Raw genomic sequence first — 15,293 nt, forward strand, 5'->3', positions numbered from 1 at the left:
TTTGACGTTCACCTCGGAGTCGGTGGAATGTCGCGTTCCTGTCTGTCGGGGATGCCTAATATCTGGCGACATTCACAGAACATGCGTACCGGGGGAACCGATGGCACCTCAAGAAGTCCCTCCGGAAGCCGTCGGGCGCGTGAGGTCATGGTTCCTCGCCGCGCGCACACGGGCGGCGCTGCTCGCCGCGGGCGTCGCGGCGGTCGCCTTCTGTATCGGTGACGCGGTCGCGGGCAGCTACCCGTTCGGCTCGCGCACGCGCAGCGTCAATGACCTGGGCAATCAGTTCGTCCCGTACCACGCGCACCTGTGGGACCTGCTGCACGGCAGGGCCGACGGCGGGCTCCTGCTCAACTGGCAGTCCGGCTACGGCAGCAGCTTCCTGCCGGACCTCGGCACGTATGTCTCCAGCCCCTTCGCGCTGCTGGTCGCCTTCTTCCCGCGCGACCGGATCGACCTCGCCGTCTACGCCGTGACCGTGCTGAAGATCGGCGCCGCCGCCGCGGCGATGGCCGTACTGCTGCTGGCGCTGCGCCCAGGCCGCTGGTGGGCGGCGGGCGCGCTCGGCGCGTCGTACGCGCTGTGCGGCTGGACGGTGATGCTCGCGTCGTACAACCCGATGTGGCTGGACGGCCTGATCGCGTTCCCGCTGCTGTGCCTGGTGGGGGAGTGGGCGCGGACCGCGCGGCGGCCGTATCTGAGCGTCCTCGTGGTCGCCCTGTGCTGGATCGCGAATTTCTACACCGCGTATATGGCGACGATCGGCGCCGGGCTCGTCCTCATCGCCCGGCTGCTGACCGAGCCCGACCGCGGCGACACGACCGCGCCGGACGCGGGCGCACAGGACGGGACCGCACAGGACGGGACCGCACCGGGCGTCGGCGGCCCCGGCGGTACGCGTGAGCCGCGCGAGTGGCTGCGCGCGCTCGGCAGGGCGGCGCGCAGCATGGTGCTCGGCATCGGCCTGTCCGCGCCGCTGGTGCTGACCATCTTCAAGGGGACGAAGCTCGCCTACCCCGGCCTGGTGCAGGAGTTCGAGCCCAAGCCGTGGTCGGACCTGCTCGGCCGGATGCTCCCCGGCACGTACGGCTTCACGACGCCGTCCACGTACATCGACACCGCGGCGCTGCTGCTGGCCTTCGCGCTGCCCTTCCACCCGGCGGTGCCGCGCCGCACGCGCACGGTGTGGACGGTGCTGGTGCTGGTGGTCACCGCGTCGTTCCAGTGGAAGCCGACGCATCTGCTGTGGCACGCCTTCACCACGCCCAACGGCAGCGCGTACCGCGAGACGTTCGTGCTCAGCGGGATGATGGTGATCGCCGGGTGGTTCGCCTTCGCGCACGGTCTGCCCGGCCGGCGTCAACTCGCCTGGGCCACGGGCGTGATGGCGGCGCTGGTGGCCGTCACGCGCTTCGGTGCGGAGAAGGGCGTCACCGGGCAGGGCACGTATCCGCTGCTCGCGCTCGGCCTGGTGGCCACGATCGGCGCCCTGTTGCTGCTGCGCTGGGCGGCGGACCGGTCGCAAGGCGGGGCGGCGGGAACCGGCACCGCACCCACCAGGGCTTCGGCGGCCACCGGGGCTTCCGCGCCCGCCAAGGCTTCCGCGCCCGCCACGCTGCCCGTGGTGCTGGCCGCCACGCTGCTGATCGGCGCCCAGATCGGGCAGTCGGCGTTCACCAACGCCTGGGACGTCAGGAAGCGGCTGGCGACCATGGACGACTACGGGCAGTGGGGCCAGCGCGAGACGTACCAGTACGACGCCGTCGCGAAGGCCGACGGCTGGCCGGACTACCGCACCGATCCCGGACGCGAACAGACCGTCGGGAACGACCCGTTGATGGTCGACGGCCAGGGCGCGCAGTACTACAGCAGCCTCACCGCCGATGTGTGGACGAAGACCCTGATGGCGCTCGGCGGCGGCTGGACCTCGCGCGGCCGGTCGTTGCAGAGCCTCGACAACCCCGTCACCGACGTCATCTTCTCGGTCGGCGCGCGCGTCCACTCGCGCCGCGACCCGCACCAGGTGCATGTGAACCCGCCGCCGAACGTGCCGCCGACCGTCACCCGGCAGGAGGTGCCGCCGCTGGTGACGATGCGCCACGCCGTACCGGCAGGGCGCTACGGCCTCTCGCCGTACCGGAACCAGGAGTTGCTGCTCGGCTCCGCCGTCTACACCCCGACCAGCGCCGAACTGCGCGACAGCAAGGGCCGGTTGATGCCGCGCACCCCGAAGGGGTACCGGGTCACCGGGTACGTGCGGCAGCCGCGGACCAGTACGTACTCGCTGCGGACGTCCTGCCCCGCGGGCAGCGACGTGTACTTCTGGTCACCGGACTTCAAGGGTCAGGTCACGCTCCCCGGCGCCGCGCCGGTCGACTTCCTCGGCCGGATGCCTACCCACCGCGCCGCCGTCGAGCGCCTGGGCGATGTGCCGCGCGGCGGCGGGAAGTTCGCCCTGAAGGTACGGGCCCTGGAGCCCGGCACCCTCTCCTCGGACGGCGTCGGCTGCCTCGACCGGGGCAGGCTCGCCGCCGCCGAGCGGAAGCTGGCGGCGGGCGCCGCCACCCGCGTCCAGGTGACCGACGACGGCATCAGCGCCCAACTCCCCTCCGGCGCGCACGGATTCGCGGTCGTCGCGGCCCCGGCCATCACGGGCTGGAGCTGCGCCACCGACAACGGCTCCAGGCACCCCGCGCGCTCCTACCTCGGGCTGATCTCCGTGCCCGTCACCGCGGGCGCCACCTCGGTCTCCTGCTCCTTCACCCCGCCCGGCCTGCACCTCGGCGAGGCGTTCGGCGGCGCCTCACTGCTCGGCGTCGCGGCCCTCGCGGCGTTCGGCTGGTGGCGCGGGCGCCGCCGCCCCGAGGAGGACGGCGACAGCGAACCGGTACGGCCGGTGCCCGCGGCGCTGGTCGAGAGCTGAGGCGGCTCCCGCACCTCAGAGCGGCACCGGAGGCTCCCGCACCTCAGAGCGGCACCGGCGGCTCCCGCACCTCAGAGCAGCACCGGAGGCTCCCGCACCTCAGAGCAGCACCGGCTGCTGGACGCCGTTCTCCATCGCCAGCAGCCACCGCTTGCGCGGCAGCCCGCCGCCGTAGCCCGTCAGGTCGCCGCCCGCGCCGACGACGCGGTGGCACGGCACGATGACGCCGATCGGATTCCTGCCGTTGGCCAGGCCCACCGCGCGGGAGGCGGTGGGATGGCCGAGGATCGCGGCGAGTTCGCCGTACGAGACGGTCTCGCCGTACGGGATGTCGCGCAGCGCCGACCAGACGCGCTGCTGGAAGGGTGTGCCCGACATCGCCAACGGCAGGTCGAAGCGGGTGAGTTCGCCCGCGAAGTAGGCGTCGAGCTGGGCGCGGGCGGCGGCGAAGACGGGGCTGTCGCCGCGCGGGCCGAAGGTCTCCTGCGCGGGGCGGTGCCGCTGCTCGGTCATGTAGAGGCCGGTGAGGGCGCAGCCGCGGGCGACGAGGGTCAGTTCGCCGCAGGGGCTGTCCACGACGGTGTGGACCGGGTGCTCCGCCGAGGGGGCGGGGCGGGTGGCGGTCATGAGGGTGAAGTCCCTTTCTCATCGGTGGTGTTGGGGGGCAGGACGTTGATCGGGTGGTCACCCGTCGCCCACAAGTACTGCGTGGCGTAGGCCCGCCACGGCGACCAGGCGGCGGAGTGCCGTACCAGCGCCGCCGGAGTCGTCGGCAGGCCGAGGTCGCGGGCGGCGTACCGCACGCCGAGGTCGGTGGCCAGGAAGGCGTCGGGGTCGCCGAGCGCCCGCATCGCGATCGTCTCGACCGTCCACGGCCCGAATCCGGGCAGCGCCGAGAGCCGGGCGCGGGTCCGTACCCAGTCGCTGCCGACGTCGAGGTCCAACTCGCCGCTCTCCAGGGCCCGTACGAGCGCGGCCAGGGTGTTCCTGCGGGTCTGCGGCATCGCGAGGGCGGCGGGGTCGAGTCCGGCGAGCGCGGCGGGAGCGGGGAAGAGGTGGGTGAGGCCGCCGCCGGGGTCGGTGACCGGCTCGCCGTGCGCGAGCACGAGACGGGCGGCGTGCGTACGGGCCGCCGCCGTCGAGATCTGCTGCCCGAGGACGGCGCGGACCGCGAACTCCGGCCCGTCCGTGACCCGCGGCACCCGCCGCCCCGGCGCCTTCGCCACCAGCGGCGCGAGCACCGGGTCCGCGGACAGCAGCGCGTCCACCGCCCGCGGGTCCGCGTCCAGGTCGAGCAACCGGCGGCAGCGGCTGATCGCCTGCGCCAGGTCACGCCAGTCGGTGAGCCACAACTGGCAGGCGATGTGGTCGGGTTGGGGCCGCAGCGCCACGATCCCGGTGCCGTGCGGCAGCCGCAGCGTGCGCCGGTACGCGCCCGCCCGCCACTCCTCGACGCCCGGTACCGCGGTCGCGGCCAGGTGCCCGAAGAGATTGTCCGGGGTGAGCGGCCGGCGGAACGGCAGCCGCAGTGACAAGGTGCCGGTCCCCGCGGCCGGACGCCCCTTGGCGACCCGCGCCCGCAGCTCGCTCGGCGACAGCGCGAAGACCTCGCGCACGGTGTCGTTGAAGGCGCGGATGCTGGCGAAGCCGGCCGCGAAGGCCACTTCGCCCATCGGCATCGCGCTCGTCTCGATCAGCAGCCGCGCGGTCTGCGCGCGCTGGGCACGCGCCAGGGCCAGCGGCCCGGCGCCCAGCTCCGCCAGCAGCTGCCGCTCGACCTGCCGGGCGCTGTAGCCGAGCCGCGCCGCGAGGCCCGGCACCCCGTCGCGGTCCACCACCCCGTCGGCGATCAGCCGCATCGCGCGCGCCACCAGGTCGGCCCGCTCGTTCCACTGCGGCGAGCCGGGACTGGCGTCCGGGCGGCACCGCTTGCAGGCCCGGAAACCGGCCTGCTGCGCGGCGGCGGCGCTCGGGTGGAAGGTCATGTTCTCGGCCTTCGGCGGCACCACGGGGCAGCTCGGGCGGCAGTAGATGCCGGTGGTCCGCACCGCGGTGTAGAACCATCCGTCGAAGCGGGCGTCCTTCGACCGGACGGCGCGTACGCAGGTGTCGAAGTCCGGGACGGCCGCGGCCGACCCGGAGTCCCGGACCGTTCCCCCGGCGGCGTTCCCGCTCGCGGCCCTGCCCGCAGCCGCGACCGCAGCCCCAGCCGTAGCCGTAGCGGTAGCCCTGTCCGTATCCCTGTCCGTATCCGTGTCCACCCCACCAGCATCGCCCGTCGTCAGGCTTCCGGTCTGGCGGAAATCCGACATGGACGTCGGGGCGCGTGCGGTGCGGGGGCGGCGGTACGGGCGCGGCGCTGCGGGCGGGTCGGTACGGGCGGGTTGGGGACGCCCGCACGTACGGGGGCTCAGTCGGAGACGTTGCTCGCCGGTACGTAGAGCAGATCCGCGTACTCCGGGTGCTTGCCGAGCCAGCCCTCGAAGAACGGGCAGATCGCCAGGACCCGCAGGCCCTGCGCGCGGGCGGCGTCCAGGGCGGTGCGGGCGAGCGCGGAGCCGACGCCGCGGCCCTCGTAGGCGTCCTTCACCTCGGTGTGGATGAACGCGATCATGTCCGGGGTGCGCAGATACGCGGCCACCCCGGCGATGTCGTCGCCGATACGTGCCTCGTACCGCTTGCTCTCGGGCGCGTCGGTGACCGTGACGTCACCGTGGACGGAGGCGGCGCCGTCGCTCATGAGCGGTAGTTCTCGACGGTGGAGGCCGGGCGGACCTTCGCGTCGCCGGGGTCCTCGCCCGCGTCGGTCAGGGCGCGGCGCTGCCGCAGCAGGTCCCAGCACTGGTCGAGCTCGCGCTCCAGGGCGGCGAGCCGCTCCTGTTCCGTCGCGCCGTCGATGCTGCCTGCGGCGAGCAGGTCGCGCAGCGCCTTCTCGTCCGCGACCATCGCGCTGATCCGGCCCAGAATGGCCTGGTCTGCCGAGGAGTCGTTGGGCTGTTGCACGGGGCACCTCCCGGGTCGGTACGGCCTTGTGGTCCACTCTCGCAGGTCGTGCGGCGGCGCGCTCGCGATGCGCGGGGTGATGTGACGGGTCAGACGCGGCCGGTACGTCGGGCGCGGTGCGTACGTCAGGCGCCGGCGGTGGGTTCGGCCGGGTCCGTACCGATTTTCGTACCGCCGTCCGTACTGCCGCCCACACCGGCCTCCGCGCCGCCGTCCGTACCGGCTTCCGCGCCGCCGTCCGTACCGGCTTCCGTACCGCCGTCCGTACCGCAGGCCGCGCCGCCCTCCGCCCGCTCCGCCTGCTGCCGCAGCCAGGCGTCGATCTCGGCCCGTACCCGCCGCTCCATCGCGAGCCCCATCTCGGCGTCGACGATGTTCTTGGCGAGGGGCCGCAGGCGTTGCAGGGACTCGGCTATGCGGTGGGCCTCGGCGGGCGGGAGGTCGTCCATGGGCCCGATGACGTGGGTGCGGATGACCTGGGTGAAGAGGTCGGCGAGCGCGTCGGTGTGGGCGCGTACGCCGCGTCCGGCGGCGAGGACGGCGGCCAGCGGCACGCCCTCGTGGACGAGGGCGGCGGAGGCGTCGAGCAGGCGGCGGCTGATGTGGATGACGTTCTCGCCGTCGACGCCGATGTAGCCGATGTCGAGGGCCGTCGTCAGATTCTCCGGGGTGACGTCCTCGCCGAAGTAGTCGGCCAGCTCCTCGGGGGTGAGGCGGACCGGGGTCTCCTCCGACCAGGGTGCGGTGAGCGCGCCCTCCAGGCCGAGCAGTTCGGCGACGCCGCCGAGTGTGCGGCCGTTCTCCCACGCGCCGATCAGTTCGGCGATGCCGCCGAGGGTGTGGCCGCGCTCCAGCAGCCCCGCGATGGTCCGCAGCCGGGCGAGGTGGGCCTCGGAGTACCAGGCGATCCGGCCGTCCCGGCGCGGTGGCGGGAGCAGCCGCCGCTCACGGTAGAACCGCAGCGTCCTGACGGGGATACCGGCCGCCTTCGCCAGCTCCTCCACGCGGTACTCGCGCTCGGCCCCTGAGCCGCTGCCGGAGCCGTCGCCCGCGCCGTGGTCCCCCGCGCCGCCGCTTCCGTTGTCGTCCACGCGGCCAGCCTATGTGCTGTTCGGGGCTGTCCGACCCCGCCCCTGGGCAGGTATTCCGTCGTGACATCCGCCGCCGCGCGCCTGGCCGTACGCCCCCGTGTCCGGACCCGTACGCTCCGCCGCGCGCCCCGCCGCCCGGACGCGTACGCCCCCGCCGTACGCCCCGTGTCCTGGCCCGTACGCCCCACCGCGCGCCCGTCGTCCGCCACCGCGCGCCCCGTCGTCCGGGACCCCGCGCCCCGTCGTCCGGGACCCCGCGCCCCACCCCGCGCCCCACGTACGGACGACTTCCGCCCCTACCCCTACCGGAGGTAACCCGGCATGGTCTACAGTCCGAACCGTGCCAGTGATTGCTGGCATGATCGACGGGGGCACAATTCGGCGGAAGGCGGTGCCATGGACGAGCTCGAACACGTGCGGGTGGCGGTGATCGGGTCCGGGTTCGGCGGGCTGGGGGCCGCGGTACGGCTGCGGCGCGAGGGCATCACGGACTTCGTGATTCTGGAGCGCGCGGACTCGGTCGGCGGGACCTGGCGCGACAACAGCTATCCGGGCTGCGCCTGCGACGTGCCGTCGCACCTGTACTCGTTCTCCTTCGCGCCCAACCCCGACTGGCCGCGCGCCTTCTCCGGGCAGGAGCACATCCGGGCGTATCTGGAGCGGGTCACCGACACCTTCGGGCTCCGCCCGCACCTGCGGTTCGGCGCCGAGGTGCGGCAGGCCCGCTGGGACGGCGAGGCGAACCGCTGGCACCTGACGACCGCGGCGGGCGAGCTGACCGCCGATGTCGTCGTCTCCGCGACCGGGCCGCTGTCCGACCCGAAGATCCCCGACATCCCCGGGATCGAGGACTTCCCCGGGCGCGTCTTCCACTCCTCGCGCTGGGACCACGACTTCGACCTCAAGGGCAAGCGCGTCGCCATGGTCGGCACAGGCGCGTCCGCGATCCAGATCGTGCCGTCCATCCAGCCGGAGGTCGCGCGGCTGACCGTCGTGCAGCGCACCCCGCCGTGGGTGATGCCGCGCGTCGACCGCGGGGTCAGCGCCGCCGAGCGCTGGCTGCACGGCAAGGTCCCGGCCACCGCCAAGGCGCGCCGCGGCCTGCTCTGGCTGATCAGGGAGTTCCAGGTCGGCGCCTTCGTACGGCACCCGAAGCTGCTCAAGGCCGCCGAGCGGATCGCGGCCAACCACCTGAAGCGGTCGGTGAAGGACCCGGAGCTGCGCGCCCGCCTCACCCCCGACTACACCATCGGCTGCAAGCGCATCCTGCTGTCCAACACCTACTATCCGGCGCTCGCGCAGCCCAACACCGAGGTCGTCACCTCCGCGCTCAGCGAGGTCCGCGGCTCGACGATCGTCACCGCCGACGGCACCGAGCGCGAGGTGGACGCGATCGTCTTCGGCACCGGCTTCCACGTCACCGACATGCCGATCGGCGACCGGGTGATCGGCGCGGACGGCCGCACGCTCGCCGAGCACTGGAAGGACGGCATGGCCGCGCTGCGCGGCTGCGCGGTCGACGGCTTCCCCAACCTCCTGTTCATCATCGGCCCCAACACCGGCCTCGGTAACAGCTCGATGATCCTGATGATCGAGTCGTCGCTGAACTACGTCGCCGACTTCATGCGCACCCTCGACGCCACCGGCGCCGCCGCCCTCCAGGCCAGGCCCGAGGCCGTCACCGCCTGGAACGAGGAGATGCAGCGCCGCGCCGCCCGTACGGTCTGGAACACCGGCGGCTGCGAGAGCTGGTATCTCGACGCGAACGGGCGCAACACCACCGCCTGGCCCGGCACCACCGCCGAATTCCGGCGCGCCACCCGGCAGTTGAAGCTCTCCGAATACGAGGTGCTGGCCCCGGTCGCGGGCCGGCGCGAGGCTGTGGAGGCCGTGTCATGACGGTGCCCTACGAGGCGGTACGCGCGCGCCGCGAGCTGACCGTCGTCTCCGCCGACGGCACCCGGATCCACGTCGAGGAGTACGGCCGCGCGGACGGCCCGCCGCTCGTCCTCGCCCACGGCTGGACCTGCTCCACCCTCTTCTGGGCCCCGGTCGTCCGGGCGCTCGCCGCCGACTTCCGGGTCATCGCGTACGACCAGCGCGGGCACGGGCGCAGCGCGTCGCCGCGGTCGCGGGCGGGGTACGGGACGACGCAGCTCGCCGACGATCTGGAGGCGGTGGTGAGGGCTGTGCTGCCGGGGGGCGCTTCGGGGGCCGGTGCTCTCGGAGCCGCTGACATTGACGGCACCGGTGCTGGTGACGGCACCGGTGACGGCTACGACGGTGAGAAGGCCGTGCTGGTCGGCCACTCCATGGGCAGTATGACGATCATGGCGGCCTCCGGGCGTACCGCCGTCCAGGAGCGTACGGCCGCCGTCCTCATGACCAGTACCGGCAGCGCCCGGCTGCTCGGCTCGACCCAGGTGCTGCCGCCCCGCTTCAGCTCCCGGCGCGTCCGGCGGGCCTTCCACCGGCAGCTCCTCGTGTCCCGGCTGCCGCTCGGACCGGTCACCCCGGTCTCGCGCGCGGCGCTCAAGTACGGCGTGCTGGCGTCCGGTTCGACCCGCGAGCAGGTGGCCTTCTCCGCCCGTATCGTGCACGCCTGCGGTGCGCGGCAGCGCTCCGAGTGGGGGCGGGTGCTCGCCGCGCTCGACCTCGACGCGGAACTGGCCGCGCTCACCGCGCCCACGGCCGTGCTGGTCGGCACCGCCGACAAGCTCACTCCTCCGGTGCACGCGCGCGGCATGGCCGCCGCCCTGCCGAACTGCACCGACCTGATCGAGCTGCCCGGGCTCGGCCACATGACCCCGATCGAGGACGCGGACGCGGTGGTCGCGGCGGTACGGAAGCTGGCCGCGGCCCATCTGCGGGTGGGCGCCGCGTCCGGCGACGCGCGCGCGGTGGACGACCCGCGCACCGACCCGCGTACCGACACGCGTACCAGCACAGGTACCGGCACACTTACTGACCCGGTCACCGACACACGGACAGAGGAGAAGAGCGCATGAGCAGCCGTACGGACAGCTCGCTCGACGGGCAGGTCGTGGTGGTCACGGGGGCGGCGCGCGGGGTGGGGGCGCTGCTGGCGCGCAAGCTCGCCGCGCGCGGGGCGACGCTGGCGCTGGTCGGCCTGGAGCCGGACGAGCTGAAGAAGGTCGCCGAGTCGATCGGGCCGCGGGCGGGCTGGTGGACCGCCGACGTCACCGACCGGGCCGCGATGGCGGCGGTGGCCGAGGAGGTCGCCGAGCGCTTCGGCCGGGTCGACGTCGTCGTCGCCAACGCCGGGGTGGCCACCGGCGGCCCCTTCCTCGACTCCGACCCCGAGGCGTTCGACCGCGTCATTCAGGTCAATCTGCTGGGCAGCATCACCACCGCCCGCGCCTTCCTGCCCGCGCTGCTGCGGTCGCGCGGCTATCTCCTCCAGATCGCCTCGCTGGCGGCGCTGACCCCGGCGCCGCTGATGGCCGCGTACTGCGCGAGCAAGTCGGGCGTCGAGGCCTTCGCGCACTGCCTGCGCGGGGAGGTGGGCCACAAGGGTGTCAAGGTCGGCGTCGGCTACCTGAGCTGGACCGACACCGACATGGTGCGCGGCGCCGACGAGGACGACGTCCTGCGTGGCCTGCGCTCCAAGCTGCCCTGGCCCACCAACCGCACCTATCCGCTCGAACCCGCCGTCGACCGTATCGCCGCCGGGATCGTGCGCCGCTCCCCGCACGTCTACGGGCAGGCGTGGCTGCGCGGCATGCAGTCCATCCGCGGCTATCTCCCGTCCGTCATCGGCGGCGCCCTCGGGCAGCGGCAGATGCGGCAGGTCGAACCCGCCCTCGCCCGCGCGGCCGGTACCCACCGCGGCCTCGTCGGCCGGGGCGGCGCCGCCGACGAGACGGCCCGCTCGGCCGGAGCGACCACGGGACCGAACGCCTGAGCCTCACGCTCCGTGACCCCAAATCCCTTGCCGCGCTGGGCTTTTCGTCCCGAGATGCGCACTTCGCGCACCCGTGTAAGTCTGGTCGAGGCCCCATCCCCACAGACTCCAGGAGGAGTGATCATGGGCGCTTTCGACCAGTTCAAGGACAAGGCCAGCGAGTTCGCCGACAAGGCCAAGGGCGCGGCCGGCGACCAGCGCGACAAGGCGGCCGAGTCCGCGGACGACGCGCGCGACAACATGCAGCGCGGCACCCAGCAGGACCAGGGGCAGCGGGACCGTCGCTCCGACGTCGAGGACCCGTCGCAGGACCGCCTCGGCTCCGAGTCGAGCGACGCGGACCAGGACGACTGGGCCTGACGTCACGCGAACACCGTGACAAAGAAGGGGCACCCCCTCGGGGGTGCCCCTTCTCCCTTGTGCCCGCGGCCCGTTCTCCTGTCCGCCGCGCCCGTTTCTGGCCGCCCCGCCCGTTTCGCGGTGTGTTCAGCGCGGGGGGAGTGGCGGGCGCTGGCGGTTGGGGCGGGTGGTGAGGTCGGGCGGGGTGGCGGCGGGGTGTTCGGCCAGGAGGGCGAGGGCGGTGCGGACCGCGACGTCCATCTGGCCGTGGCGGCCCTCGGCCCAGTCCAGCGGGGTGCGGAGGGCGTCGATGTCGGGGTCGACGCCGTGGTTCTCGACGGACCAGCCGTACGCGTCGAACCAGGCGGCGTTCATGGGGACGGTGATGACGGTGCCGTCGCCGAGGCGGTGGCGGCCGGTCATGCCGACGACGCCGCCCCAGGTGCGGGAGCCGACGACCGGTCCTATGCCGAGGAGTTTGAAGGCGGCGGTGATCATGTCGCCGTCGGACGACGTCGCTTCGTCGGCGATGGCGACGACCGGGCCGCGCGGGGCGTTGCCGGTGTAGGAGACCGGCTGCGCGTTGCGGGTGAGGTCCCAGCCGAGGATGGTGCGGGTCAGCTTCTCGATGACCAGTTCGCTGATGTGACCGCCCGCGTTGCCGCGGACGTCCACGAGCAGGGCGTCGTAGGCGACTTCCATCCGCAGGTCGCGGTTGAACTGCGCCCAGCCGGAGCCGCCCATGTCGGGGATGTGCAGATAACCGCACCGGCCGCCGCTCAACTGCCGTACGACCGAACGGCGTTTGGCCACCCAGTGCTGGTAGCGCAGCGGGCGTTCGTCGATCAGCGGGACGACGGCGACGCGGCGGGGCGCGCCGCGGCGGCCCGGTCCGACGAAGGTCAGCTCGACGGTGGTGCCGCCCGCGCCGGCCAGCAGCGGATACGGTCCCGCGTCCGGGTCGACCGGCCGCCCGTCGATGTGGGTGAGCACCGCGCCCTCGCGGATGCCCGTACCGGCCAGCGGCGAACGGGCCTTGGAGTCCGACGACTCGCCCGGCAGGATCCGTACGACCGACCACGTACCGTCCTTGCCGTGCTGGAAGTCGGCGCCGAGCAGGCCGATGGGGCGCTGGTAGTGCGGCGGGCCCTCGTTGCGGCGGGCGGGGGCGACGTACGCGTGCGACGTGCCCAGTTCGCCGAGGACTTCGCGCAGCAGGTCTGCGAACTCGTCGGGCGTGGCGACGCGTTCGACCAGCGGGCGGTACTGGTCGAGGATCGCGGGCCAGTCGACGCCGCACATGTCGGGCGCCCAGAAGTAGTCGCGGATCAGCCGCCCGGCCTCCGCGTACGACTGCCGCCACTCGGCCGTCGGGTCCACCTCGTGCAGGATGCGGCGCATGTCGACATAGACCGTCGAGTCGTCGTCGCCGCGTTCGGTGGCGGGCAGGACGGCCAACTCGCCCTCGTCGAAGACCGCCAGGCGCTGGCCGTCGCCGCTGACCGCGTACCAGTCCATGTGGTGGACCAATTCGGTCCGCTTGGACTTGGTCAGGTTGTAGTACTCCAGCGTCGGGCGGGCGGAGGGGTCGGTGGGGTTGGCGAAGGTCTCGCCGAGCGCGCCGGAGATCGGCCAGCGCAGCCAGACCAGGCCGTTGTGCACGGGCTCCAGCGCCGAGTACTTCGACGCGGGGACGGGGAAGGGCGTCACCCGGTTCGCCAGGCCCTCCACCTCGACGACCACCGGGCCGTCGCCGCCGCCGCTCTCGCCCGGGTCGAGACCGCCGCCGATGGGACGGCCGTCGACCGGCAGCGCGAAGGGTGACGGCGTCGCCGAGTTCAGCGGCACCAGATACGGGCGGCAGCCGAGCGGGAACGACAGGTCGCCGGTATGAACGTCGTACACCGGGTCGAAGCCGCGCCACGACAGGAACGCGAGGTAGCGGCCGTCGCGGGTGAAGACGGGCTGCTCGTCCTCGAAGCGGCCGTTGGTGACGTCGATGATCGACTGGTCCGACAAGCGGGCGATCTTCACCGAGCGCAGACTGCGGCCGATACCGGGGTGCGACCAGGTCAGCCACGCCGAGTCGGGGGAGAAGGCCAGGTCGCGGACGGGGCCGTTGGTGGAACGGATCAGCTCGTCGACGGCGCCCGCCATGGTGCGGCCGTCGGTTGTGTGATCGTCCAGCGGTACGCGGCGTACGCCGTTTCGCGTGCCGTCACCCGCGCCGCCGGGCTCGTCGCCTGCGTCGCGCATCTCGCCCATCTCGCGCACGTCGCGTACGTCGGCCCGTACGTCGTCGCCTAGGCCGTACGGGTCATCGCCCTCGTCACCGTCCGAGTCGTCCTCCGCCTCGCCGGTCGTCACCAGCAGCAGGCGGCCGTCGTTCGTGGCGACGGCCAGCGTGCCGCCGTCGGGGGAGGAGACCAGCTCCAGGACGCGGCCGAGCTTGCCGACGGCGAGGCGGGTGGGGCGGTCCGGCTCGTGGCCGCCGCCGGTGACGTCGTCGTCCGTGTACACATCGGTGTCGGGCGATTGGCCGTCCGAGCCGGGGGTACGGGTGGGGCCTTCGCCCTTGCCGCGGCCGGCCGCGGGGTCCGTGTAGACCGTGCTCGAACGGCTGACGTCCGCGCCGGCCTTGCCGCCACCGGCCTTGCTCACGCCGCCCACCCCGCCACCGGCCTTGCCTCCGCCTGCTGTGCCGCCGTCGCCCGCCCCACCACCTGCCCCGCCGCCTGCCCCGCCGTCCGCCTTGTCGCCACCCGCGACCGGCACCACATCGGTCAGCTCCTCCGTCACCTCGGTGACGTCCTCCGCCTCCGTCACCTGCGCCTTCGCGTCCGCCGCCGCGGAATCCCGCGCGCCGCCGCGGATCGCCGTCCGCGACGCCCGCCCCGGCAGGTGCGCCAGCTCGATGCCGTCCTCGCCCTCCGCGTCCGTGACGAAGGCGACCAGCCCGGTGTCGCCGAGCATCTCCGGCAGCCGGACCCGCGCGCCGGGCTCGTCGGCGATCGTCCGGGCCGGGCCGTCGCGGTGCGTGAGCCAGTAGAGGCTGCCGCGTACGCAGACGGCGCTGGCCCGGCCCGTACCGTCCATGGCCAGGCTGTCCAGATTCGAGGCCGCGGGCACCTGGTACGGGCGCTGCCCGCTCCTCGCGCCGCCCAGCCGGATGTCCAGGCGGCGCGGCCGGGCGTCGGGCGCCGCCAGGTCCTCCACCAGCCACAGCTCGCCCGCGCACTGGTACACCACCCGCCGGCCGTCGGTGGCGGCGCTGCGGGCGTAGAACTCGGCGTGGTCGGTGTGCCGCCGCAGATCCGTACCGTCCGGGTGGCACGAGTACAGATTGCCGATGCCCTCGTGGTCGGAGAGGAAGGCGATCCGGCCCGACACGAACATCGGCGACGTCAGGTGACCGTCGATGTCCGGAACCAGCCGCTCGCCGTGCAGCCACAGCCGCCCCGTCGCGCCGCCGCGGTACCGCTTCCACGCGTGCGGCTCGTGCGGCGGCGTCCCCGTCAACAGCAGGGTGCGGCGCTCACCCGGCTCCCCGTTCTCGTCGCACACCGCGATGTCCGACACCGGCCCCCACGGCAGCGGCCCGCCGGGCCCGCCGTCCACCGGCACGCTGTGCGCCCACGTGTGGTACGCGAACGGCTGCCCGTGCGACGACACCGCCAGCACCTGGCCGTCCGGCGTCCACGAGCACACCCGCGTGTCGGAGCTGCCCCAATACGTCAGCCGCCGCGACTCCCCGCCGTCCGTCGGGACCAGATACACCTCGGGGTCCAGGCTCCGCCAGGTCGTGAACGCGATGGTCGAACCGTCGGGCGACAGCCGCGGCGGCCCCACCCGCGTCCGGTCCGCCGTCACCCGCCACGCCCGCCCTGGCGACCCCCCGGCCGCCCCCAGCGGGGCCACCCAGATGTCGTCCTCGGCGGCGAAGCTGAGCAGGTCGCCGTGGAGATGCGGGAATCGGAGGTACGCGCCGTCGCTCACCCCTCCCATGGTTCGG

General features: G+C 73.6%; 11 protein-coding genes. 5 read left to right on the forward strand and 6 right to left on the reverse strand.

The annotated features are described in order from the left end of the window. Nucleotides 1-139 precede the first annotated feature (139 nt). The gene (locus tag ABZX65_RS13845) at nt 140-2,923 is read left to right on the forward strand and encodes a YfhO family protein (protein ID WP_355337885.1); all 2,784 of its coding nucleotides are present in this window, start codon (nt 140-142) and stop codon (nt 2,921-2,923) included. A gap of 99 nt (nt 2,924-3,022) precedes the next feature. Here the strand turns inward: ABZX65_RS13845 and ABZX65_RS13850 are convergent, their stop codons facing one another. The 5 genes from ABZX65_RS13850 to ABZX65_RS13870 form a co-directional block, all read right to left on the reverse strand. Continuing rightward, nucleotides 3,023-3,550 carry a methylated-DNA--[protein]-cysteine S-methyltransferase gene (locus ABZX65_RS13850; RefSeq protein WP_355337888.1) on the reverse strand — a complete coding sequence of 176 codons (528 nt, stop codon included), beginning with the start codon at nt 3,548-3,550 and terminating at the stop codon, nt 3,023-3,025. Beyond that, entirely contained in the window at nt 3,547-5,184 is a 1,638-nt protein-coding gene (locus ABZX65_RS13855) for an AlkA N-terminal domain-containing protein (RefSeq protein ID WP_355337891.1), read from the reverse strand. The genes ABZX65_RS13850 and ABZX65_RS13855 overlap by 4 nt, the downstream gene beginning before the upstream one ends. Nucleotides 5,185-5,333: 149 nt before the next feature. Beyond that, the gene (locus tag ABZX65_RS13860) at nt 5,334-5,663 is read right to left on the reverse strand and encodes a GNAT family N-acetyltransferase (RefSeq protein WP_355337894.1); all 330 of its coding nucleotides are present in this window, start codon (nt 5,661-5,663) and stop codon (nt 5,334-5,336) included. Continuing rightward, complete coding sequence (locus ABZX65_RS13865) at nt 5,660-5,926, reverse strand: DUF2630 family protein (RefSeq protein WP_355337897.1); 267 nt, start codon at nt 5,924-5,926, stop codon at nt 5,660-5,662. The genes ABZX65_RS13860 and ABZX65_RS13865 overlap by 4 nt, the downstream gene beginning before the upstream one ends. Nucleotides 5,927-6,051: 125 nt before the next feature. After that, nucleotides 6,052-6,930, reverse strand: a complete 879-nt coding sequence (locus ABZX65_RS13870; RefSeq protein WP_355338093.1) for a MerR family transcriptional regulator — start codon at nt 6,928-6,930, stop codon at nt 6,052-6,054. Between the two features lie 483 nt (nt 6,931-7,413). Here ABZX65_RS13870 and ABZX65_RS13875 point away from each other — a divergent pair, with 483 nt between their 5' ends. The 4 genes from ABZX65_RS13875 to ABZX65_RS13890 all read left to right on the forward strand — a co-directional run bounded on the left by ABZX65_RS13875 (nt 7,414) and on the right by ABZX65_RS13890 (nt 11,302). Beyond that, complete coding sequence (locus ABZX65_RS13875) at nt 7,414-8,916, forward strand: NAD(P)/FAD-dependent oxidoreductase (RefSeq protein ID WP_355337900.1); 1,503 nt, start codon at nt 7,414-7,416, stop codon at nt 8,914-8,916. Next, complete coding sequence (locus ABZX65_RS13880) at nt 8,913-10,025, forward strand: alpha/beta hydrolase (RefSeq protein ID WP_355337903.1); 1,113 nt, start codon at nt 8,913-8,915, stop codon at nt 10,023-10,025. Before ABZX65_RS13875 ends, ABZX65_RS13880 begins: the two co-directional genes overlap by 4 nt. Then, nucleotides 10,022-10,942, forward strand: a complete 921-nt coding sequence (locus ABZX65_RS13885; protein ID WP_355337906.1) for an SDR family oxidoreductase — start codon at nt 10,022-10,024, stop codon at nt 10,940-10,942. Before ABZX65_RS13880 ends, ABZX65_RS13885 begins: the two co-directional genes overlap by 4 nt. Before the next feature lie 123 nt (nt 10,943-11,065). Next, entirely contained in the window at nt 11,066-11,302 is a 237-nt protein-coding gene (locus tag ABZX65_RS13890) for a hypothetical protein (RefSeq protein ID WP_355337909.1), read from the forward strand. A gap of 126 nt (nt 11,303-11,428) precedes the next feature. On the opposite strand, the gene ABZX65_RS13895 is transcribed toward ABZX65_RS13890, so the two are convergent. Beyond that, the gene (locus tag ABZX65_RS13895; protein WP_355337912.1) at nt 11,429-15,286 is read right to left on the reverse strand and encodes a S41 family peptidase; all 3,858 of its coding nucleotides are present in this window, start codon (nt 15,284-15,286) and stop codon (nt 11,429-11,431) included. Nucleotides 15,287-15,293 lie beyond the last annotated feature (7 nt).

This window comes from Streptomyces sp. NPDC003300 (assembly GCF_040610915.1).
GTDB lineage: Bacteria > Actinomycetota > Actinomycetes > Streptomycetales > Streptomycetaceae > Actinacidiphila.

Excerpts from the sequence above, each read along its gene's own strand:
- ABZX65_RS13880 (WP_355337903.1), top strand. The coding sequence starts at position 8,913 with ATGACGGTGCCCTACGAGGCGGTACGCGCGCGCCGCGAGCTGACCGTC.
- ABZX65_RS13875 (WP_355337900.1), top strand. The coding sequence starts at position 7,414 with ATGGACGAGCTCGAACACGTGCGGGTGGCGGTGATCGGGTCCGGGTTC.
- ABZX65_RS13895 (WP_355337912.1), bottom strand. The coding sequence starts at position 15,286 with ATGGGAGGGGTGAGCGACGGCGCGTACCTCCGATTCCCGCATCTCCAC.
- ABZX65_RS13890 (WP_355337909.1), top strand. The coding sequence starts at position 11,066 with ATGGGCGCTTTCGACCAGTTCAAGGACAAGGCCAGCGAGTTCGCCGAC.
- ABZX65_RS13850 (WP_355337888.1), bottom strand. The coding sequence starts at position 3,550 with ATGACCGCCACCCGCCCCGCCCCCTCGGCGGAGCACCCGGTCCACACC.
- ABZX65_RS13885 (WP_355337906.1), top strand. The coding sequence starts at position 10,022 with ATGAGCAGCCGTACGGACAGCTCGCTCGACGGGCAGGTCGTGGTGGTC.
- ABZX65_RS13860 (WP_355337894.1), bottom strand. The coding sequence starts at position 5,663 with ATGAGCGACGGCGCCGCCTCCGTCCACGGTGACGTCACGGTCACCGAC.